At 33.4% G+C, this 22,621-nt stretch carries 22 protein-coding genes; 10 read left to right on the top strand and 12 right to left on the bottom strand.

The window, feature by feature from the left end:
• Positions 1 to 232: 232 nt before the first annotated feature.
• Positions 233 to 811: a D-sedoheptulose 7-phosphate isomerase gene (gene lpcA / locus OQ292_RS01255; RefSeq protein ID WP_284684232.1), complete on the bottom strand. Its 579-nt coding sequence runs from the start codon at positions 809 to 811 to the stop codon at positions 233 to 235.
• Between the two features lie 148 nt (positions 812 to 959).
• On the opposite strand from lpcA, the gene OQ292_RS01250 reads away from it, so the two are divergent.
• From OQ292_RS01250 to recN, 4 genes are all read left to right on the top strand, one after another.
• Positions 960 to 1,790, top strand: coding sequence for an ion transporter (locus OQ292_RS01250; RefSeq protein ID WP_284684231.1), 831 nt, complete (start codon positions 960 to 962; stop codon positions 1,788 to 1,790).
• A 72-nt stretch (positions 1,791 to 1,862) separates the two neighbouring features.
• A complete protein-coding gene (locus OQ292_RS01245; RefSeq protein WP_284684230.1) occupies positions 1,863 to 2,846 on the top strand; it encodes a Smr/MutS family protein in 984 nt (327 codons plus the stop codon).
• 2 nt (positions 2,847 to 2,848) lie between these two features.
• Complete coding sequence (locus OQ292_RS01240; RefSeq protein WP_284684229.1) at positions 2,849 to 3,733, top strand: fructosamine kinase family protein; 885 nt, start codon at positions 2,849 to 2,851, stop codon at positions 3,731 to 3,733.
• A gap of 122 nt (positions 3,734 to 3,855) precedes the next feature.
• Positions 3,856 to 5,511, top strand: a complete 1,656-nt coding sequence (gene recN / locus OQ292_RS01235) for a DNA repair protein RecN (protein WP_284684228.1) — start codon at positions 3,856 to 3,858, stop codon at positions 5,509 to 5,511.
• A gap of 4 nt (positions 5,512 to 5,515) precedes the next feature.
• Here recN and OQ292_RS01230 read toward each other — a convergent pair whose 3' ends face one another.
• The 3 genes from OQ292_RS01230 to holA all read right to left on the bottom strand — a co-directional run bounded on the left by OQ292_RS01230 (position 5,516) and on the right by holA (position 8,190).
• Positions 5,516 to 6,289: a tyrosine-protein phosphatase gene (locus tag OQ292_RS01230; RefSeq protein ID WP_284684227.1), complete on the bottom strand. Its 774-nt coding sequence runs from the start codon at positions 6,287 to 6,289 to the stop codon at positions 5,516 to 5,518.
• A gap of 50 nt (positions 6,290 to 6,339) precedes the next feature.
• Complete coding sequence (phhA, locus tag OQ292_RS01225; RefSeq protein WP_284684226.1) at positions 6,340 to 7,068, bottom strand: phenylalanine 4-monooxygenase; 729 nt, start codon at positions 7,066 to 7,068, stop codon at positions 6,340 to 6,342.
• Positions 7,069 to 7,170: 102 nt separating this feature from the next.
• Positions 7,171 to 8,190: a DNA polymerase III subunit delta gene (gene holA, locus OQ292_RS01220; RefSeq protein WP_284684225.1), complete on the bottom strand. Its 1,020-nt coding sequence runs from the start codon at positions 8,188 to 8,190 to the stop codon at positions 7,171 to 7,173.
• 268 nt (positions 8,191 to 8,458) lie between these two features.
• On the opposite strand from holA, the gene OQ292_RS01215 reads away from it, so the two are divergent.
• A complete protein-coding gene (locus tag OQ292_RS01215) occupies positions 8,459 to 9,481 on the top strand; it encodes a GntR family transcriptional regulator (RefSeq protein WP_284684224.1) in 1,023 nt (340 codons plus the stop codon).
• A gap of 65 nt (positions 9,482 to 9,546) precedes the next feature.
• Here OQ292_RS01215 and OQ292_RS01210 read toward each other — a convergent pair whose 3' ends face one another.
• From OQ292_RS01210 to rpsU, 4 genes are all read right to left on the bottom strand, one after another.
• The gene (locus OQ292_RS01210) at positions 9,547 to 9,957 is read right to left on the bottom strand and encodes a lysozyme inhibitor LprI family protein (protein WP_284684223.1); all 411 of its coding nucleotides are present in this window, start codon (positions 9,955 to 9,957) and stop codon (positions 9,547 to 9,549) included.
• A 109-nt stretch (positions 9,958 to 10,066) separates the two neighbouring features.
• Positions 10,067 to 10,372, bottom strand: coding sequence for a ribosome hibernation-promoting factor, HPF/YfiA family (gene hpf / locus OQ292_RS01205; protein WP_284684222.1), 306 nt, complete (start codon positions 10,370 to 10,372; stop codon positions 10,067 to 10,069).
• Positions 10,373 to 10,539: 167 nt separating this feature from the next.
• Entirely contained in the window at positions 10,540 to 11,421 is an 882-nt protein-coding gene (locus tag OQ292_RS01200; RefSeq protein WP_284684221.1) for a phage lytic cycle repressor MrpR family protein, read from the bottom strand.
• 136 nt (positions 11,422 to 11,557) lie between these two features.
• Positions 11,558 to 11,752, bottom strand: a complete 195-nt coding sequence (gene rpsU, locus OQ292_RS01195; RefSeq protein WP_284684220.1) for a 30S ribosomal protein S21 — start codon at positions 11,750 to 11,752, stop codon at positions 11,558 to 11,560.
• Positions 11,753 to 12,114: 362 nt separating this feature from the next.
• Between rpsU and purB the strand changes: the two genes are divergently transcribed.
• On the top strand, positions 12,115 to 13,470 hold the full coding sequence (gene purB / locus OQ292_RS01190; protein WP_284684219.1) for an adenylosuccinate lyase: 1,356 nt from the start codon (positions 12,115 to 12,117) through the stop codon (positions 13,468 to 13,470).
• Positions 13,471 to 13,544: 74 nt separating this feature from the next.
• On the opposite strand, the gene ald is transcribed toward purB, so the two are convergent.
• The 3 genes from ald to OQ292_RS01175 all read right to left on the bottom strand — a co-directional run bounded on the left by ald (position 13,545) and on the right by OQ292_RS01175 (position 16,288).
• The gene (ald, locus tag OQ292_RS01185) at positions 13,545 to 14,657 is read right to left on the bottom strand and encodes an alanine dehydrogenase (RefSeq protein ID WP_284684218.1); all 1,113 of its coding nucleotides are present in this window, start codon (positions 14,655 to 14,657) and stop codon (positions 13,545 to 13,547) included.
• Between the two features lie 171 nt (positions 14,658 to 14,828).
• Entirely contained in the window at positions 14,829 to 15,161 is a 333-nt protein-coding gene (locus OQ292_RS01180; RefSeq protein WP_284684217.1) for a MerR family transcriptional regulator, read from the bottom strand.
• Between the two features lie 146 nt (positions 15,162 to 15,307).
• Positions 15,308 to 16,288, bottom strand: coding sequence for a M23 family metallopeptidase (locus OQ292_RS01175; RefSeq protein WP_284684216.1), 981 nt, complete (start codon positions 16,286 to 16,288; stop codon positions 15,308 to 15,310).
• A gap of 189 nt (positions 16,289 to 16,477) precedes the next feature.
• On the opposite strand from OQ292_RS01175, the gene alaS reads away from it, so the two are divergent.
• The 3 genes from alaS to OQ292_RS01160 all read left to right on the top strand — a co-directional run bounded on the left by alaS (position 16,478) and on the right by OQ292_RS01160 (position 20,685).
• Entirely contained in the window at positions 16,478 to 19,096 is a 2,619-nt protein-coding gene (gene alaS, locus OQ292_RS01170; RefSeq protein WP_284684215.1) for an alanine--tRNA ligase, read from the top strand.
• Positions 19,097 to 19,111: 15 nt separating this feature from the next.
• Complete coding sequence (locus OQ292_RS01165) at positions 19,112 to 19,708, top strand: riboflavin synthase (protein ID WP_284684214.1); 597 nt, start codon at positions 19,112 to 19,114, stop codon at positions 19,706 to 19,708.
• 287 nt (positions 19,709 to 19,995) lie between these two features.
• Positions 19,996 to 20,685: a LytR/AlgR family response regulator transcription factor gene (locus OQ292_RS01160; RefSeq protein WP_284684213.1), complete on the top strand. Its 690-nt coding sequence runs from the start codon at positions 19,996 to 19,998 to the stop codon at positions 20,683 to 20,685.
• A 4-nt stretch (positions 20,686 to 20,689) separates the two neighbouring features.
• Here OQ292_RS01160 and OQ292_RS01155 read toward each other — a convergent pair whose 3' ends face one another.
• Entirely contained in the window at positions 20,690 to 21,274 is a 585-nt protein-coding gene (locus tag OQ292_RS01155; RefSeq protein WP_284684212.1) for a phosphatase PAP2 family protein, read from the bottom strand.
• A gap of 140 nt (positions 21,275 to 21,414) precedes the next feature.
• Between OQ292_RS01155 and OQ292_RS01150 the strand changes: the two genes are divergently transcribed.
• Entirely contained in the window at positions 21,415 to 22,548 is a 1,134-nt protein-coding gene (locus tag OQ292_RS01150; RefSeq protein ID WP_284684211.1) for a glycosyltransferase, read from the top strand.
• Positions 22,549 to 22,621: the final 73 nt, after the last annotated feature.

The raw sequence follows: 22,621 nt of genomic DNA, 5'->3' as shown, positions 1-22,621 counted from the left end.
AGCTTTTAAATTATTTCTCAATTCCTATTTTTGTGGCTGGAAATTCAGCAACTAAAAACATACAGTACTATGGATATGCAATTATTGGCTTATATTTTCTTCTTTGCTTTGTTGGCAACTGCAACTTTTATTGGAATGAAATTGCAAAAGCACGAAAAAGGAAGAATGGAAAAATAAGTCTCATCAAAGAGATTATAGAGGAGTACTTGCCAGCAGATGACAAGTACTTTTTTTATGCGCAAATTTTTTCAATCAGCATAATTAAAATATGGATGATTTTGATATGCACTTCTTGTATGCGGTCTGCATAACCAAAGTGAGGAACCACTAAAGCAATATCTGCTATTGGAGCTAGCTTGCCACCATCTTTTCCAGAAAGTAAAATAGTAGTTATACCTTTTGCTTTAGCTACTTCAAAAGCTTTAATTACATTGCCAGAGTTTCCGCTTGTGCTAATTCCTAGCAAAACATCTCCTTCAAAACCAACTCCTTCTACATATCTAGAGAATATAGACTCGTAACCATAATCATTACCTACACAAGAAATATGGCTTGGATCAGAAATGGCAATTGCAGGGAAGGATCTTCTTTCGTCTCTATATCGACCAGTTAGTTCCTCTGCAAAATGCATGGCATCGCAATGAGAGCCACCATTTCCACAAGAAAGTACTTTTTTGCCATTTTTAAATGCATTGCTAATCGTTTGGGCAGCATGTTCTATCAACTCCAGATTCTTTTTATCTGAAAGAAATTTTTCAAGTACCGTTTGTGCCTCTTCCAGCTCTTTCTTTATCTCTTCTGTGTAGTTCATGATTAATTTTTTTCCAAAGTAAATTCAATGAGTTGGTAAGGACAAACAGATCAAGTTTAAAATTTTAGTTTTAGTTCAATATTGTTTTTATTGGGTAGAATCCTCCTTAATATAGCAATTACAAAAGATATCTTAGCTGACGACTTCTATGAACATCAAAAAGAAAACATTTAACATCCTGAATGCACAACTATCAGGTGATGAGACAGGAGAGAAATTTGATTTTTGGATTACCACTTTAATTGTATTAAATGTATTGGCTATTATTCTAGCCTCATACAAAGAATTAAATGATAAAATAGGCGTAATTTTTACTGCTTTTGAATACTTCTCTGTAATTGTTTTTACACTTGAATATGCACTTCGAATTTGGACAAGTAATTATCTTTATCCATCAGAATCACGGGTAACTTCTGCCATTAAATTTATTTTTTCGCCAATTGGTTTAATTGATTTATTGGCCATTTTACCTTTCTATTTGCCATTCTTTGTAAGTCTCGATCTCAGATTCTTAAGACTGCTTCGCTTATTAAGACTACTCAGAATTTTAAAACTCAATAGATACAACAGTTCCTTAAGGTTGGTTTTTTCAGTTTTAAAAGAGTGTTGGAGTGATATGGGAGCGACACTTTTTGTGGCTTTTATTTTAATGTTGGTGGCTTCATCCCTTATGTATAACATAGAAAATCAAGCGCAGCCAGAATCTTTTAGCAATATTGGACAAGCATTTTGGTGGGCTGTAGCAACACTTACTACAGTAGGTTATGGTGATATTTATCCGGTTACTGCTTTGGGTAAGTTTCTTAGTGGTGTAATTGCTGTACTCGGTATTGGAATTGTGGCATTGCCAACTGGTATTTTGAGCTCAGCTTTTATGGATAGAATCAATAAAGAGAAGGAGAAAAAAGCCAGAGAAAACGATGATAGCTATAAGTTTTGTCCGCACTGTGGTAAACCTCTACCGCATAAAGATGATTAAGTTTTTAGAATAATATATTCTCTCTTTGAAATTGGTACTTTTGCACACAATCAACAGAAATTATTTAAAATTATGAATATAGGAGACAGAGTTAGAAGCATTAGTGGTAGCGAAGAAGGCGTGGTAACCAGTTTTATTTCTGGTATGGAGGTAGAAGTAGAAATTGAAGATGGTTTTAGAATTCCATATATGAGAACAGATTTAGTAGTGATTTCTGAATCTGAGAAAAAAGCTTTTGGTGATGAAGTTCCAACAAAAAAGTCAGATTCGAAAAAAGAGACTAAAGAACCAGTAGTTGTTCATGCTCATAAAGGTATATTCTTGGGTTTTCATCATTATAATGATAAAATGTTAGAGATGCATTTGGCAAATAATACCGATATGCAGCTTTCATATGTGTTTTGTGAAGAAGAAGGCAAGAACTTTATGGGAATTAGCTCTGGGGTTTTAAGAAGCCGTGAAGTAAAGAAAATTCACGAAGTAAATATCGATAAGTTTGAAAAATGGCCAGCTTTTGTTTTTCAGGTTTTATATTTTACTCAAGGTAAATTTAGTTTGCCAGCGCCACTTATTACTAGATTGAAATTTAGAGCAAATAGCTTTTTTAAGCACAAAAAAGAAATTCCGCTTTTAGGTAAAGAAGGTTATTGTTTCCAGATTGATGAAGAAACCAAAACCATCGATCCTGAAAAGTTAAAAGAAAGCCTTACTGGTGGTAAAAATATGCACATTACCGAAGTAACAAAAACTGATTTTAGTGCAGCAAAACAAGGTGGAAGAAAAGAGGTGGATTTACACATCGAAAAGTTTGATCCGCAAGCTTTGAGTCTTTCAAACGAACAAATTATATCCAGACAGCTTAATTACTTTGAGGACGAGTTGGATAAAGCCATTTTTAATGGAGTAGACGAGATTATTTTTATCCATGGAGTAGGAGCGGGAGTTTTAAAGGCTGCTATACATCAAAGATTAAGCGGACACCAGCATGTAGCCTATTTTAAAGATGCGCATAAGCAGAAATTTGGCTATGGTGCTACGCTAGTAAAGATTAAATAAGAATGAGTAATAAGAACTACAGCTATCTCGAAAATTGTTTGCAGTCAGAAATTGATAGTGGCATTGTGTTGCAAGATGTATCATCTCTGAGTGGTGGTTGCATCAATGCTGCGTCGAAACTGGTAACTAACAAAGGTGTTTTTTTTGCCAAATGGAATGCCAATTGTCCAGACGATCTTTTTCTGAGAGAAGCCGAATGCCTCACCGAATTAAAAAAGGCAGGTTCTATTTTAGCTATACCAGAAGTGTATTTGGCTTTAGAGCCTGTTGATACTTTTCCTGCTTTGTTGATTACAGAATTTATGTCGCCAGCCAGTGACAGAAGTAGCCAAGATGAAGCATTGGGGATAGGATTGGCACAAATACATCAGTTTACACAAAAGCAATTTGGCTTTGCTCACGATAATTATTGTGGTGCTACTTTGCAGGATAATACTCATCAAAACAATTGGATAGATTTTTATAGAGATCAGCGATTGGGTAATTTGTTAAATCAGATAAAGGCTAAAAGACCGCTAGATTCCCACTCATTAAAAATTTACGATAGTTTGCTAGATAAATTACCAGAAATAATTGGGCATCAACCAGATGCTGCTTTAAATCATGGCGATTTGTGGTCGGGTAATTATATGTACTCAGAAAAAGGTCCAGCTTTAATTGATCCTGCTTCTGCTTATGCAGACAGAGAACTCGATTTAGCGCTTACTACTATGTTTGGCGGTTTTTCTTCTCGTTTTTGGGCTGCTTACGAAGAAACTTTTCCTTTACCTGCTGAGTGGAGAGAGAGAAATAATTTATATATGTTATACCATTATCTAAATCACTATTTTCTTTTTGGAGGAGGATATGGAATGCAGGCACTCGAAATCGCTAAAAGTTATTTGTAATTCTATTTATCGATTAATTAATCAAAACTATATTTCGGTTAAAGTTTAGATAGATTAGTTTAATCTGCTAATTTTGACCAAGGTATTGTATCAATTCAGAAGTTAATTTTTGCTTTCAATCTATGCTGAAACATTTGCTCATTAGAAATTATGCACTTATTCAACAATTAGAACTTGAACCATCTGCCAAGTTAAATATTATTACTGGCGAAACGGGAGCAGGTAAATCTATTATGCTAGGTGCATTGGGCTTATTGCTGGGAAATAGGGCTGATACCAAAGTGCTTTTTGACGAAGGAGAGAAGTGCATTATTGAAGGTACTTTTGATGTTTCGGGTTATCACTTAAAAAGTTTGTTTGATGAGCAGGAGCTAGACTATGCAGAAGTTTCATACCTAAGAAGAGAAATTACACCAAGTGGTAAGTCAAGAGCATTTATTAATGATACTCCGGTAAAATTGGATGCATTGCGCACCATTTCATCCAAGTTAATGGATATTCACTCTCAGCACGATAACCTTTTAATGAGTACTTCGGGTTTTCAGTTAAATGTGATTGATGCATTTGCAGGAACTAGTGCAGAATTGGCTAAATACAAAGAAGTTTATCGCGACTTTAAAAAGGCTGAAAAGGCTTATAAGTCTTTGTTGGAAGAAAGCCGAGAAATGCAGAAAGCATTCGATTTTAACCAGCATTTATTTGATGAATTAGATAAAGTTGAGCTAGACAATTTAAATCAGGCTGAGTTAGAAACTGAGTTAGAAAAGCTGGAAAACGCAGAAACCATTAAATCTAATCTCAACACAGTTTTAGAATATTTGGCTAATGCTGAGTTTTCTGTAGAAGCGGGTTTAAAATCAGCAGCAGCAGCTTTAGGGCAAATCAAACAGTTTTCTCCTAAGTTTAATGAGCTTAAAGAGCGTATAGAAAGTGTGCAGATAGAGTTAAGCGATATTAATTTGGAAGTAGAGGGTGAGGAGAGTGATTTATTTTTAGACCATGAGCAGATTAGCTTTTTGCAAGATAAACTGGATAATCTCTACACGCTACAGAAAAAACACCATGTGCAAACAGTAGAAGAACTGCTTGCCATTAGAAACGATTTACAAGAAAAAGTAGATAAAGTGCTCAACTTCGATGGAGAGCTTGAAAAAGCTGAGAAATTGAAAAATGAGAAGTTTCAATTGGTAAAAAAACTAGGTGCTACTCTTACTGAAAAAAGAAATGCTGTAAAAGAAAATCTGGAAAGCCAGATTGCGGCACTTTTGAATCAATTAGGAATGCCTAATGCACGTTTACATATCAAACATCAAATAATCGAAGCCACTTCTTCTGGATTTGATGATTATAATTTCTTGTTTTCGGCTAACAAAGGTATTGAGCCTCAAGAATTAAAGAATGTAGCTTCTGGTGGAGAATTTTCTCGTTTAATGCTTTCTATTAAATACATTCTGGCAGGTAAAACTCAGTTACCAACTATTATCTTCGATGAAATAGACACAGGTATTTCGGGTGAGATTTCTATTAAAGTGGGAATTATGATGCAAGAAATGTCTGAAAACCATCAGGTAATAGCTATTAGCCACTTACCTCAGATCGCAGCTAAAGGTGATGCGCATTATTTTGTATATAAAGATAATAATGCAGTAAAATCTGTAAGTAAGTTACGCAAATTAACCGAAGACGAAAGAATAAAAGAAATAGCGGCAATGATTGGCGGAGCAAATCCAAGTGAGACTGCTTTTCAAAGTGCCAGAGAGTTAATGCAAATGCAATAAGCAGCTATTCCAGAAAATTTCTTCTAAGTTGATTTATTTCCTCAGAACCCAATTTCAGTTCTGAAAAGAGATAATTTTCAACCGAGCCACTTAACTGTTCAATTTCTTGGAAAGATTTTTCGAGATAAACATTTCTAACTTCCACAAAAGATTTGATGGTTTCTAGCTCTTTATCATCATCTGCACCAGCCATTTTTGCTTCATTAAATGCTTTTCTGTAATGATTGGTTAATAAGTAATCTTCAAAAATGGTTTCTTTTGGAACCTCCAAAGCACTTAAAAGCATAGCTGCTGCAAAACCGGTTCTATCTTTACCCGCAGTACAGTGAAATAGGAGAGGGCAATTATCATTTTTCAACAATAGCCTAAAAAACTCTTTATATTCTTCCTGTGCTTTGGTCGAATAAAAAGTATAAGCATTGAGCATCATTTCGTGCCCATCTACATGAATGTTTTTTTCACCTGCGAGAATTTTGCTGGTTAAGCCAGCTCCATTTACACCAGAAGTAATAGGCAGGTTTACAGAATTGATTTTGTTTTCTATTGGCAAAATATTGGGATGTTTCTCTATTTCATCTTTTTTCCTAAAATCTACAATGGTTTTAATTTTAAGAATGGAGATGATCTCATGGTCACTTTCAGAAAGGTTATTTAGTCTGCCAGACCTATAGAGTTTGCCCCATTTTACAGTAAGTCCTTCTTTGTTTTTGTAACCACCCAGATCTCTGAAATTATCAGTTCCTTCCAGGTGGATCAGTCTTCCCGGATGAATTTTCATAAATTCGATTTTTACCTTGTAACGTCTCGAACTAATTTAAAAGTTTCCGATTAATTATGATTGGTAACAAGCATTTTTCCGAGTGTTTCTTCGATTTCATCAACCGATTCGAAAAGCTGTTTGTATGAGTTTATTACCCAGTATTTTTCCTGAAATTTATCTTTGATATAGGGAGTGTTCATGATTTCGGCTACATTGTAAGGTCTTCTTTCAGGCTTATTAGATAGGCAATAAATAGACTCTCCACTAGAAGATAAAATGCCTGCTCCGTAGATTTTGAGGCCATTTTCATTATCTATTAACCCAAACTCTACAGTATACCAATAAAGCCTTGATATAAGCTCTATTGCATATTCATTTTTAATGTTTTTTAGGGCAATTTTACTTAGGCCGTTTAAAAACTTAAAGAAATGTTGGTTGGTTAATAATGGCACATGTCCGAATACGTCATGAAACATATCTGGCTCCTCAAGGTAGTCTAATTGCTCAGGTTTTCTAAACCATGTGCTTGCTGGAAATCTTTTGTTTTCGAGAAGTTCAAAGAATAGTTTATTGTCTATTAAACCTTTTACAACCTCTAGTTGCCAACCTGTAATTGATTTTAAAACTTTATTTACTTCTTCAAAATGAGGGATTTTGTCTCTACTAAAATTTATAGCTTTTATGCCATCAAAGTAAGCTTGAGAAGCTCTGCCGGGTAGAACTTCCATTTGCCTATCGAACAAGCTTTTCCAAGCAAACCTGTCATCGTCAGTGTATTTACTATATTCTTGAATCATGGTAATTGTTTATTGGTGGTCTATTCAAATATAAAAAATATTTAGTAAAACAACTATTGTGTTGCTTTCTATTAGCTGTTAAACTAAACTTCTTTAAAATATTTAATGTAAAATTTTAAAAATCAGTTCTTTTAGAATCGCCGAATCCTTTTTTACACTTTCGATTCCTTTAGAATACAAATCAGCCTGATGGATGTAATGGATATTATTTAACACTTTACTTACCGGATAGTTTCTGGCTGCCGTTTGATATTCAGTTAAAAAATAGGGGCTAATTCTAAGTTTTCTTGCTAGTTCGTCTTTAGAAGCTCCTTTGTTATCGTGCAGTAAAAGTATTTTGGTAAAATAGTTATACAATAAAGATATTATTGGTATTAACGGATTATCCTTTGGGTTGGATGCAAAGTAGTTAATGATCTTGTTTGCTTTTAACACATCTTTTTTAGCCAGTGCCGTTTGCAGTTCAAAAACATTAAATTCTTTGCTAATACCAATGTGTTTTAGAATATGCTCTGAAGTAAGTTCTGTATTTTCAGGATAGTTAATCACCATTTTATCGGCTTCGTTGGTAATTCTGCTCAGATCGTTGCCAATAAATTCAGCCATCATAAATGCGGCTTTTTCCTGAATACTATAGTTTATTTCTTTAAAATACTGTTTTATCCAACCGGGTAGTTTATCGTCGTATATCTTTTTGCTTTCTACCAGAACAGCATGTTTATTTAGCACCTTAAACATTTCTGTTCGTGCATCTGGTTTTTTATGCTTGTAACAGAATACAAGAATTGTTGTAGGAGTGGGATTTTGTGCGTATTTAGCTAAAAGGTCTTGTCCGTCTTTTTTAGAAATATCTTGAAATGCCTGCGCTTCTTTTATAATAATTACTTGCCTTTTAGCCATCATCGGGAAGCTTCTGGCACTCTCAAGTAATTTACCAATAGATAAATCTTTACCATAAATAATAGTTTGGTTAAAGCCTTTTTCACTTATTGTAAGTGCATGCTCTTCTATGTATTCAGAAATTTTATCTATAAAAAAAGGTTCGTCACCATATAAAAAATAGAGTGGTGCATATTTTCCTTTTTTAAGCTCATTTAATATGTCAAAAGCAGATACTGCCATGTTTTTCTATTGGTATATTGTTTTTAAAGCTCAAAGATACCAGACATTTTTAATTATCTCTAAGTGTGTAAGTATCAATTTTTAAATCCTGAAATTGGACAATTTACCTCTCTATTTTGATAGTATTTTGGCAATGTTTTATAGAGTATTGCCTAAATTTTTGCATTTATTGATAAAATTAATTGCTAACTTTTTTTATTTCTCAAGAAAAAAACTAACTTAGTTTAAATATGAAACTAAGTACTGGCTATTAATTAACCATATGAAAATGAATACTGCTGAGACTATAAACAACTATTCGAGAATTCCAAAGTACAAGCAAGTTGTAGATTCTATAATTGCTGACATCCACATCGGAAAATTCAAAAAAGGTCAAAAAATCCCTTCAATTAATGAGACCAGTTTTGAATATCTGCTATCCAGAGACACTGTAGAAAAGGCTTATAATGAGTTAAGAGACAAAGGTGTAATTGTTTCTGTAAGAGGTAAGGGATTTTACATTAACAATACGCAATGCATAGGTAAAAAGAGAATACTAGTTGTATTTAACAAAATCAGTACTTACAAAAAGTTTATCTTTTCGAAGTTTGCTGAAGCTTTTGGCGATAATACAATTATTGATTTGCTCATTCACAATGGTGATATAAGCATAATGAACGAAGTAATTGATGATGGCCTTAATCATTTCCATCACATCGTATTAGTACCACAGTTTGATGCTCCCCAACCTGAGGTTTTAAAGCTAATCAAGCGCTTTTCTCCCGAAAAGTTAATATTGATGGACTACTTTATTGAAGGATTAAATGCCTCATATGCAGGTGTTTATCAAGACTTTGAATGGGATATCTACAATGCACTTTCTGAAGCAACACTGCATTTAAAAAAGTATGAGAAGTTTAACTTGATATTTCCAGATAAGACAAAGTCTGGTTATTGCGAAAAAATAATTACTGGCTTTAGAAACTTCTGTTTTCATAATAAACTCAAGTTTAACGTTGAGTATGGCTTATCAAACTGCGAAGTAGAAAGACGAAATGCTTATTTGGTAATTCTAGAAGAAGACTTGATTGATTTGATAAAAAAGATGAAAGACAAAAGCCTGATATTAGGTGTAGATACTGGCGTTATTTCTTATAACGATAGCCCAATAAAAGAGATTTTGTGCGGTGGAATAGATGTAGTTTCTACCGATTATATGATGATGAGTAAAGAAATAGCCAGAATGATAAAAGAAAATGACTTAAAAAGGCAACTAAACAAATTTTCCTATATAAAAAGAAAATCACTCTAGCCTAAATCTTATAAGCTCAAATTTGTGAAATGGTTATAAGGTGTTCATCTATATGGATACCTTATTTATTGCAGTACATTTAAATGAGATTGTAATTCCATGGCACGCCTTCGCATCAAATCTGTGGTGATTGTAGCCAATAGAGAAACCTGATTTGAATATAATTTTTCGTTTAGTTCAAACTGTAGTTTTGTAAGTGCTTCCCAAGCTCTTTGCTGTTCTTTTAGTATAAGTTGGCTCTCACTATCTAACTTACTTAGCAAGAGGTTAAATACTCTGTCAACTTCTGTTTTCCATTTTTGATAACCCATAATTTCGCATTCCATTATGCCTAATTTGCTAGGGTTTTTATCGTAGCATTCGTTAATTTCTATATCGATTTGATGTTCTGTGCCTGTGATATTTTGGGCATGGCAAAAATTGTATGTGGTGAAGAAAAAAACTATTAGAAAGATGTGCTTGTAAACGATTTTCATAAGATAGAATTTAAAAGAATAAATACTGAAAAAGCGTACAGAGCAGGATGAAAGAATAGGAGGGAGAGTAACGGTTTTGGTTAATCCAAAACCGTTGCTTGTGATATTATTAAAAACCAGTTAGGTTTTTTTCTTTATGTTTTTTTAGTTGTCGTCTTAATGCTTCAATTGCAGAATCGGTTGCTGCTTCAAAAGATGCTGCATGTTCTTTTGCAAACAGCGTATTACCGGGAATATTAAGCTTAATTTCCACCATCTTGTTCTCTTTTGAATGGTCGCCTTTATCTATTCTTAAAAAGACTTCACCATCGAGAATTCTATCAAAAAAAGTTTCTAGTTTATCTGCTTTCTTTTGAATAAAGTCTAGTAACTTTTGATCCGCTGTAAAGTGCAATGAATGCATTTGTAATTTCATAGATGTAAATTTTAAGTGTTTTAAGTTTACAAAAATTTTAATAGTAACAATAAGATATTCGGCATAACCGGTTAATCTTAAAATTAAACTTATTGAAGTATGTTATATTAGTTTATTTAAAATGGTTTTTAAGTTATTTAATTTTAGAGTATTTTCATATAACTGGTTTATGATTTTGGATGTGTTTTATTAAATATTTTCTTGAGCCTGCTTATCGAATTGTGCGTATAAATTTGGGTTGCAGCTAAATTAGAATGGCCAAGTAAATCTTTTATGGCATTTAGTTCTGCTCCATTATTTAATAGGTGTGTTGCGAATGTGTGTCTTAACACGTGCGGACTCTTTTTTTCTGAGCTAGATACTTTTGATAAATAGGTTTTTACAATTTTCTGAATCATAGAAGGATAAGCCTTATTATGTTTTGGTGTAGTAATAAGGTATGCAGCCTCAGATTTATTTTGTATTGCAATAAACGACTTTAAACTTTCTATTAATTCTTGATGTAAGGGGATGAGCCTTTCTTTGTTTCTTTTACCTAAAACCTTAAGTGTATTATTTGCAAAATTTATGTCTGCAACCTGAATGTTTATCAATTCAGAAAGTCTGATTCCTGTTCCGTATAATAATTCGATAATAAGACGGTCTCTGTCTGGATATTTGTTTTCAGCAAAAATTGACGGATTAAACAAGTGATCTATCTCTTGTTGTTTTACAAAAGAAGGTAATCTTTTAGATAATTTTAAAGCTTTAAGTTTTTTGGTAGGAAGCTCTGCGATTAACTCTTTTTGCAACAAAAATTTATAATAAGCATTTATAGAAGCTATTTTTCTGTTTACAGATCTAGGTGTGATTTTATTATCAATTAATTGAACTACCCAAGCTCTTACAGTATCAAATTTTACCTGAGTGCTATCAAAATCTTCTTCGTTAACTCCAAGGTGATTTAAACAGAATTGGTTAAACTGTTTTAGGTCGTTTTCATAAGCACTTACTGTGTGAATACTACTCCTCTTTTCGTACTGCAGATAGTTTAAAAAATTTGTGATCATATGCTTATTAGTAGTTGTATTTATATTTACGAGATAAGCATATATTAAGATTAAGATTATGCTTATTCTAATATAAAAAAAAGGCTACAAAATACAATTATTTTGTAGCCTTCATTTGTGCTATGGATAACACAGATTAATAATTTTCCTTAGCGTACATTTTCTGCTTGTAATCAGCTTTCAATTTTTGATTTCTTCTAGCAACAGAAGGTTTCTCATAAAAATTTCTAGCTCTTAATTCTTTTAGAACGCCAGTCTTTTCAAATTTCTTTTTAAATCTTTTGAGTGCTCTGTCTATTGACTCGTTATCTTTTACTTTAATTATAAGCATATCAAATATTTATATAGGTATTAACTTGTGTCTTTTTAAGATGTGCAAAAGTAATTTTTTTCACATATAATCACAAGCTCTCTAATGAAATATTATTTAATTTTTTTGAGATTTTTTAAAAAATGTCTTAATCTCAAGAATTTCACAGAAAAACAGCCAAAATATTCGCTTTAATCAAGGTTTGACGATCATTAATTCAAAAAAAACGATCAAAGATTAAAGTTCTAACTGCCCTGTAAGTCTTAATTTTTTAACTTTGCAGCTTTCTTAATTTAGATCAGAATTCAATTCAAATAAAAGAGCTATTTAGCTTATATATAATCCGGTACTTAACCAAAGTAATTGTACTTAATTTATAAAAGATGAAACTAGAAGAGCTTACAGCGATTTCACCTGTTGATGGGCGTTACAGGAATAAGACAAGTAATTATGCGACGTATTTTTCAGAGTTTGCACTGATTCACTATCGTGTAAGAGTTGAGATTGAATATTTTATCGCTTTAGCAGAAATTCCTCTACCACAATTAACTCAAATTACTGAGGAGAATAAAAAATCTTTAAGAGGCATATATGAGAACTTTTCATTAGAAGATGCTCAATCCATTAAAGAAACTGAAAAAGTAACCAACCACGATGTAAAGTCAGTTGAGTATTTCATCAAAGAAAAAATGACTGCTTTGGGTTTAGAAAATGTACTGGAGTTTGTTCATTTTGGCCTTACTTCTCAAGATGTTAATAATACGGCAATTCCACTGTCTTTAAAAGAAGCTTTTGAGCAAGAGCTTTTTCCAGAATTTGACAAAGTTTTTGAAGTACTTAAAGCTTTAGCTGAACAATGGGATGCACATTCTATGTTGGCTTTTACTCATGGCCAGCCTGCTTCTCCTACAAAATTAGGTAAAGAAATAGCTGTTTTTGCTTATCGTTTACAGCAACAAATTAAAACTGCCGCTGCAATACCATATTCAGCTAAGTTTGGTGGAGCTACAGGTAATTTTAATGCGCATCAGTTGGCTTATCCTGAATATAATTGGATAGAATTCGGAAACAAGTTTGTAAATGAGGGTTTAGGGCTTGATCGTGCATTATTTACCACCCAAATAGAAAACTATGATTTTCTTGCAGCTTGGTTCGACTTGCTAAAAAGAATGAACAATATACTGGTTGATTTAAGTAGAGATATCTGGCAATACATTTCTCTGGGTTATTTCAAACAAAAGATTAAAGCAGGAGAGGTGGGTTCTTCAGCAATGCCTCACAAAGTAAACCCAATCGACTTTGAAAATGCGGAAGGTAATCTTGGTATTGCAAATGCAATTTTAGAGCATTTGGCTGCTAAGCTTCCTGTTTCTCGTTTACAAAGAGATTTAACAGACTCTACTGTTTTAAGAAATATTGGTGTGCCAGTAGCGCATATTAGTATTGCTTTACAATCTTTATTAAAAGGTTTGGGTAAATTAGAGCTGAACGAAAATAAATTGGCTGAGGATTTGGAAGCAAACTGGGCAGTAGTTGCAGAAGCGATCCAAACAGTTTTAAGAAGAGAAGGCTATCCAAAACCTTATGAAGCTTTGAAAGCTCTTACTCGTAAAAATGAAAAAATTACGCAGCAAAGTATTCACGCTTTTATAGAAACCCTTGAAATTTCTGATGAGTTAAAAGCTAGTTTAAAAGAGGTTTCTCCTTTTAATTATACTGGTGTGCAACCTAAACTCTAAAGTTTATCTTGGTATAAAAAAGAAAAGTCATCCAATAACTGGATGACTTTTTTTATATGTTTTTTGTAAAACTCTTAGATTAACTCTTCAACATTTTTGAATGGTAGATTAAAAGCATCTGCTACTGCTTTGTAAACTACATCTCCGTTAATCACATTTAAGCCAAGTTTTAATTCATTATTTTCTTTAGTTGCTTTTTGCCAGCCTTTGTTTGCTAATTGAATAGCATAAGGCAAAGTAGCATTTGTAAGTGCCAATGTAGAAGTAAAAGGCACAGCACCTGGCATATTTGCCACACAGTAATGAACTACATCATCAATAATAAAAGTAGGTTCTTGGTGAGTAGTAGGCTTACAAGTTTCGATACAACCACCTTGGTCAACTGCAACATCTACTAGTACTGTTCCTGGTTGCATATCTTTTAGCATATCTCTTGTGATTAAGCTTGGAGCTTTAGCACCTGGAATCAACACAGCGCCAACTATTAAATGATGAGTTTTAATTAATTCTCTGATGTTGTACTCATTAGACATCATAGTATGCACATTTGCAGGCATAACGTCGTCTAAATAGCGTAGTCTTTGCAGGTTAACATCCATAATTGTTACATCTGCACCTAAACCTGCTGCCATTTTAGCTGCTTGTGTTCCTACTATTCCACCACCTAAGATTAATACTTTTGCTGGTTTTACACCCGGTACACCTCCTAATAAAATACCGAAACCTTTAAGTGGTTTTTCAAGATATTTTGCTCCTTGCTGAACTGCCATTCTACCTGCTACTTCAGACATAGGAATTAACAATGGAAGTGTTCTATCAGCTTTTTCAACAGTTTCGTAAGCAATACAAACTGATTTACTTTTTATCATAGCCTTAGTTAATGGCTCAGATGAAGCAAAGTGGAAATAAGTGAATAGTAACTGATTTTCTTTTACCAATTCATACTCAGGCTCAATAGGTTCTTTCACCTTCATAATCATTTCAGCCTTATCGTATACTTCTTCTATTGTAGGTAAAAGGTTTGCGCCTGCCTCCTCATACAACTCATCAGCAAAACCGCTACCTTCACCTGCACTTTTTTGAACGAAAACTTTGTGGCCTAATGAGCTTAGTGCTTTAGCCCCTGCTGGTGTAAGTGCTACACGGTTTTCATTATTTTTAATTTCTTTAGGAACACCTATAATCATTGCTTCAAATTTAATTAGCTAAAAATTATTATAAGCTTGCGCTATGTAGTTTCAGGGTGCAAAGCTAGGTAATTTTATCCATAAAAAGAGTGCTAAATTGCAATGAAAATCTATGTTTTTAGCTTTAGCCGATTTAGCAAAAAGATGGGCTATTTATGAGATAGGGTATATTTACTGTTCTTCTTCTCTAATTTGTGACCTTAGCGTAACCAAAAACTCTCTCACCTTTTTTAAAGAGTTAATTGCCTCTAAGCTTTCATTAATTTTAGGCTGATTTTTTAGTGCATCTTTAGCACCACTAAGAGTAAATCCTTTTTCTTTTACTAAGTGATATATAGTGCGTATTGCATCAATATCTTGTTTAGTGTATTGTCTTACACCATTTTTGTTTTTCTTAGGTTTGATGGTATTGAACTGCCCTTCCCAAAATCTGATAAGAGAAGTAGCAACCTGAAACATATCAGCAACCTCTCCAATAGAATAATATCTTTTTTCAATGTCCATATAAAAGGAAAAAATTTCGGGGCTAAAAGAATCTAAAATCTGTTATTATCGAACAATTCTAAAAAATATTGATCAAAAAACAATATTATAATAAAAAAACAGCGACTAGGTAGCCGCTGTTTAAAAAAAATATCTTTATTAAGAGATTAATAACCCAATGATTGATTTTCTTGAGAAGAAATTTTTACCATTTCTTCGTATTGTTCATCAGTAAGGTCATTAAAGAAGTAGTTTACAGGATTAACTTTTCTGTTTTTGTAAATTACCTCGTAGTGGCAGTGTGGTGCAACAGATAAACCTGTATTACCAACTAAGCCTATAATTTGTCCTCTTTTTACTTTTTGACCAACTCTTACCTCAAACTTAGACATGTGGGCATATTTAGAGATGTAACCGAATCCATGATCGATTTCAACCTGATTGCCATATCCACGATTTGATTTTTGAACTTTAACTACTTTTCCATCGCCTGTGGCATAAATTGGAGTGCCTAATGGAGCAGAGAAATCACAACCTGCATGTAGTCTTCTTACTTTAAGAATTGGATGGAAACGCATACCATATCCAGATGCCAATCTTTTTAATTCTTTGTTGGCTATTGGCTGTATCGCCGGAATGTGCGCAAGCATCTCTTGTTTAGAGCGAGCAAGCTCTACAATTTCATCAAAAGACTTAGACTGAATGTACATCTGTCTTTTAATTACATCAATCTTGTTTAAAGAATTAATGATGAGCCCTTCTCTTTCGAGTCTACTTTCAAGTAAATCTTGAAACTTTTGACTTCCACCTGTACCAGCTTGTCTGATCTCCATAGGAATTGGCTCTGCTTCAAAGATGGTTCTATAAATATCATCATCTCTTTTTTGCAAAGCTGTCATCATATTTTGGACATTCTTCAACTCCTTATTCATACTATTGTAATGATAGAGGAGCTCTTCATTTTCCTTAACCAGTTTTAGTTCGTTAGGCGAAGGGAAAATTGCTAAATAGGCCCAGGCGAAGAAAATACCGAATATTACACAAACGAAAAGTAAACCCAATGCATTAATTACATATTCAAGCGGTGAGGTTTTAACTCTTTCGTATCTGCAAGTCTCAGTATCATAATAGTATTTGATCTTTGCCATTAGTTAATGAATTTGTACTAAATTTGCCCCGCAAAGAAAGAAAATTTAATGCGGGTTATGCAACAAAACGATAAATTGTTTAAAAATGATACTCGTTATGATAAATAATTCCTGCATTTAATATAACTATTTTTAGATTAATTTGTATTAAATATAAAACTTATTTCCGGTAATTTTTGAGGAGAGCATATGCAGGCACAAGAAATCAGGCGCAAGTTTCTGGAATTTTTCAAAGAGAAGCAACACGAAATTGTTCCGTCAGCCCCATTAGTAGTTAAAAACGATCCTACTTTAATGTTTACCAATGCTGGTATGAACCAGTTTAAGGATTTTTTCTTAGGGACTAAAACTCCTATTTATAGGAGAGCAGCAGATACTCAAAAGTGTTTGCGCGTTTCTGGAAAACATAACGATTTAGAAGAAGTAGGGATAGATACCTATCACCATACCATGTTCGAAATGCTTGGTAACTGGTCTTTTGGTGACTATTTTAAAGAAGAAGCCATTAAATGGGCTTGGGAGTTATTAACCGAAGTGTATCATTTGCCAAAAGACAGATTATACGTAACTGTTTTTGAAGGTGATGATAATGATGGATTAGCTGCCGATTCTGAAGCTGCAAATATCTGGAAAAAATATATTGAAGAGGACCGTATTATTCTAGCTTCCAAAAAAGATAATTTTTGGGAAATGGGAGAAACCGGACCTTGTGGGCCATGTTCCGAGATTCATATAGACCTTAGAAGCGAAGAAGATCTTGCTAAGAAAGGTGGAAAAGATTTAGTGAATCAGGATGATCCTTTAGTGGTTGAAATCTGGAATTTGGTATTTATCCAGTTTAATAGAATGGCAAGTGGTAAGCTCGAAAAGCTTCCTGCTGCTCATATCGATACAGGTATGGGTTTCGAAAGGCTTGCTATGGCTATCCAAAAGAAAAAGTCTAACTACGATACGGATGTTTTTCAACCACTTATCCAATTTATTGCTGGTAAAGCTGGAGTTACTTATGGTAATGATCAAAAAACTGATATAGCAATTAGAGTAATATCAGATCACGTACGTGCGGTTTCTTTTGCCATTGCAGATGGTCAATTGCCTTCTAATAATAAAGCTGGCTACGTAATAAGAAGAATCTTGCGTAGAGCTGTTCGCTATGGTTATACTTTCCTTGGTTTTAAAGCACCATTTATTAATGAAATGGTAGCAGTTTTAACTGAGCAGTTTGCCGATGTTTTCCCTGAAATAAAAGAGCAAGAGGAGTTTATTTCTAATGTGATTTTGAATGAAGAGGCAACTTTCCTTAAAACTTTGGAAAATGGTCTTTCTATCTTGAATGATTTAATTCAAAAGAATACTGGCGATAAAGTTATTAAAGGAGAGAATGCTTTTGAACTTTACGATACGTTCGGTTTCCCTTATGATCTTACTGCGCTAATCGCCCGTGAAAACGGTTTTGATGTTGATGAGGCTGGTTTTAAAGTGGAGCTGGAGAAACAAAAAACTCGTTCAAGAAATGCACAGGTTTCTGAGAAGGGAGACTGGATAATAGTGAATGATGGTGATTCTGTAGAATTTGTTGGTTATGAGTTCTTAGCTTCTGAAGCTAAGATTCTTCGCTATAGAGAATTGAAAGAGAAAAAAGGAACAGTTTATCAACTGGTACTAGATAACACTCCTTTTTATGCAGAAAGTGGTGGACAAGTAGGAGATATTGGTTACATAGAAAGCGATGGGGAGAAGGTTTCAATTATCGATACCAAAAAGGAGAATGATCTAATTGTTCATTTTACGAAAAAACTTCCATCAAATCCAGAAGCTACCTTTAAATGTGTTGTGAATGTAAATAAGAGAAAGCTTACAGAAAATAATCACTCTGCAACGCACTTACTTCATGCAGCTTTAAAAAGAGTTTTAGGAGAACATGTGCAGCAAAAAGGCTCATTAGTGAATGAAAAAGTGCTTCGATTTGACTTTTCTCACTATGCAAAAATGACTGATGAAGAAATTGCAGAGGTAGAGAAGATTGTAAATCAAAAGATTAGAGAGAATATTTCGCTTGATGAGAAAAGAAATGTGCCAATAGAAGCTGCTAAAGGTATGGGAGCAACTGCTCTTTTTGGAGAGAAATACGGTGATTTTGTTCGTGTAATTACTTTTGATAAAGAATATTCAATAGAACTTTGTGGAGGTACACATGTACCTGCAACAGGTAAAATAGGATTTTTAAAAATAGTTTCTGAAAGTTCTGTAGCTGCTGGTGTTAGAAGAATTGAAGCCGTTACGGCTGATGAGGCAGAAGCTTTAGTGAATGCTAATGAACAAGTATTAAAGCAACTGGACGAGATTCTTAAAAATCCGAAAGATTTAAACAAAGCTGTAAGTTCTCTGCTTGATGAAAGAAACCAGATGCAAAAAGAACTGGAAAAATTCAGGCAAAAAGAGATTAATCAGTTGAAAGATACTCTAGTGCAAAAGGGTGAAGATATTTCTGGTATAACCGCTATTATTAGCAAAGTAAGTTTGCCAAATGCAGATGCACTTAGAAAACTATCTTTCGATTTAAAGAATAAAGTTAATAGTCTATTTATGGTGATTGCTGCTGAAATTGAAGGAAAACCTCAAATTGCAGTGATGTTATCAGAAGATGTTATTGAAAATAAAGGCCTTGATGCTGTAAAAATTATCCGTGAGTTAGCTAGAGAGATTAAAGGTGGCGGCGGTGGTCAGCCATTCTATGCTACTGCTGGCGGAAAAGATGTTTCTGGTCTCGATAATGTTGTAGCTAAAGCTAAAGATTTTTTAAACTAATAATACCTAATTAAAATGTTTACCGGAATAGTTGAGAGTTTGGGTGAGGTAGTTGGCATAGAAAAAGAGCAAGAAAATGTGATTTTTAGTATCAAGTCACCCATATCTCACGAATTAAAAGTAGATCAAAGTTTGGCACACAATGGAGTGTGCCTTACTGTTATTAGTATAAGCGAAGGAGTACATACTGTAACAGCTATTCAAGAAACTTTAAGAAAAAGTAATCTTGGAGATTGGCAAACGGGTAGCCTGATAAACCTTGAGAGAAGTATGCCTGCAAATGGCAGATTCGATGGCCACATTGTACAAGGTCATGTAGATCAAGTAGGTGAGTGTATAAGTGTAAAAGACGAAGCTGGAAGCTGGTTATTTACTTTTGAATATGATACTTCCACTGGGAATTTTACAGTAGAAAAAGGTTCTATTTGTGTAAATGGTGTAAGCCTTACTGTGGTTAACTCTCAGTTAGGTCAATTAAGTGTTGCCATTATTCCTTACACCTTTGAGCATACAAACTTTCAACAAATAAAAGCTGGGACAAAGATTAATTTGGAGTTTGATATTTTAGGGAAATATATCCAGCGCTTACATAATTTGCCTAGCAGTAGTTAACAATTATTAATCAATACCTTTGTCTTCTATTTAAATATCATTAATGCAATAATTAATTGCACTATTTTACTGCTGTCTTTATAATATTCCCCGTATATCTAGTTTTTATTGTATTATTATTATTATTTTGGTTGCAATAATTTTTTGGCAATTTTTATTTTGGTATTAACATAGAAGGAATTTAATCTATAAAAGGTTACAAATCAGCTGATCTCTAATAAACTGATCACAAAGTTTTTAGGACTTTTCCTAAAGTTTCAATCGTTAAACCAATATTCTATAAAAGTATGAGATGTATCGTAGTAGACGACGAAGATGTAGCAAGAATGGTAATCAAGGATTTTGTAGAAAGAACAGAAGGACTTGAATTGGTAGCTGACATCGATAATGCTATAGATGCTTATAACCTACTCAAAAAAGAAAAAATCGATCTTGTTTTTCTGGATATTGAGATGCCTCAGATGACAGGTATTGAACTAGTGGAATCACTAGAGCATAAACCTCAGTTTGTATTAGTTACTGGTAGGAATGACTATGCTGTAAAAGCGTATGAACTTACCATTACAGACTATCTGATAAAACCTGTTGAGTACAAGCGTTTCTTGCAAGCAGTTCAAAAAGTAGAAAACAATTTTTCTAAAGATGTACTAGATACTCAAGGCAAAGAAGATATTTATGTAAAAGCTGATAGTAAGATTGTTAGAATCAAGCTTAATGATATCAAATTTGTTGAGGCGCTGTCAGACTATGTAATCATTCATACTGGACAGAAGAAATTTATAGTGCATTCTACCATGAAAGGTATTGCCAGTAGATTGCCAGATTCTGAGTTTTCAAGGGTACACCGATCATTTATAGTTAACATCAACCAGATAGAAACTATCGAAGATATGAGCAATATAATTATGCCCAATAAGATAATTCCAATTGGAGCATCTTATAAAACTAGTTTCTTTAAAAAGCTTAACTTTTTATAGTAGATCAGTCGAATAAGGTTATTTTGTAGTGTTTAACGCCATATCTAAAAGCTAGATAGGCAATGTAACCACAGGCAACCCCAGACCAAGCTCCAAAAAATATATCACCCGGATAGTGAACACCAACAGCTATCCGGCTATAGCTTACCAAGCCCGACCATAAGAATATTAGCCAAATATATTTCATCCTATTTTTGAGCAATAGAAATAAAAATGTGGCTAGCCCAAAAGTATTTGCTGCATGAGAAGATACAAATCCATACTGTCCACCACAGCCCTTTACAGTTGTATGCACTAAATGACCAATTTCTGGACTATGGCATGGGCGTAATCTTTCGAAAAATGGTTTACAAATGCTAGCAGAAAATTGATCAGCCAGTAATATAGTAAGTAGTATTCCTAGAATGGGCCAAAAGCCATGTAGTTTGTGTTTCCAAAAAAGATAAATAATGATAATCCCATAAAATGGAAACCAAGTTGCTCTACTCGTTACAAATACCATAATGGCATCGCTAACAGGTGAATGGAATTGATTGAGAAAAAGAAATAATTGTTTGTCTAGTTGATCTAAGTAATCTATTAATTGCATACATTAAATTTTTTGCAAATTAAGTTAAGCTTTGGCTATATCAAAATTTCAAGAATGCTGCTTTTTACTTATATTTTTGCATTAAATGTTCAGGAAATGTGTTTCTGAATTAATCAACAAATCTATTCAACCATTGTTAAATGAAGATATGTATTCTTTGCAACCAACAGGGAAATAATCTCAATTCTGATTATATACTTAAGTTTGGAAAGTTACTTGAAAGTGTAGGGGTAAATGTAATTGTAATTGCTGATACTGAGCATTATGCTTTTAAAAAAGCACAAGAAATTGAACTTTCTATTATTCCAGTAGAAACATCAGATGGAGGCCTTACTTTCAAATCTACTTACTCACTAAACAAAGCTTTAAAAAAAGAAGCTCCTGATGCACTTATCGTTTGTCAGAAAGAAAATATTTCTGCAGCAGCTTTTCTTAAGAAATCAGCATTGCCCAAAAACGCCAAGTTAGTTTATCTTCAAACAGAAATATTTTCTAAAGAAGTATCGGGTTTTTGGTCTGGTTTAAAAGATTCTATTTGGAGTTCGAAACTTATTAAACAGATTGATTTGTGGATTACACCACTGGCTATTAATCTTATGTTTAATAAAGAAAATCTGCCTGTAGAAGAAAGTAAAATGACTTATTTGTTTCCTTCAATTCATTTAGATAATTTCTTAGATACCGATGCACTAAAAGTTGAATTACAAATTCCAGAAGGTGAAACCCTAATTGGCATAATTGAAGGAGTAGAGGAAAATGCAAATGCCAGTGTTTTAATTGAAACCATAGATAGACTCCATAAAGATGGTTGTATGGTTAATGGAATGATTTTACTGGCAGAAAAAGGCAGGTATTCTGCAAAAAGGCTTGCATTATATCAACAAGTTATAGATTTAAAACTGGAAGACCACATCGAAATATTTTCTAGCGATCAGCTTACAGAGCAACAGTTTATACATATAAGTGATATTCTACTTTTGCCAGAAATGTCTGTATTTAAAAGTTTAGAAGCATTTGCCGCTGGTACACTTTTAATTGTTTCTAAGTGTGCAGCGAGTGAAAAGCTAATCGAAAAAGGAGATTTGGGTTTGTTTTCAAATTTTGAAGCACAACAACTAAGTGATGCTATAAAAGAATACATGGATGATGTATTGATGGCTGATATACTTTCTGAAAAAGGTAAAGGTCAAATCGATAAATCAGGAGGAGAAACTGTTTTTGTTAGAAAGTTTTTAGACTTATTAGCAGGTAAAAATAGGTTTCTGCAGAACTGATAAATACAAAATTTAGTTTCTTGGTGCTGTAGCTATGTTCATTTTCAATATGAATACGTATTTTTGCAAAAAA

The organism is Chondrinema litorale, assembly GCF_026250525.1.
Classification (GTDB): domain Bacteria; phylum Bacteroidota; class Bacteroidia; order Cytophagales; family Flammeovirgaceae; genus Chondrinema; species Chondrinema litorale.
The sequence above is the reverse complement of the archived record's forward strand: the minus strand, read 5'-3'. Positions and strand labels throughout refer to the sequence as shown.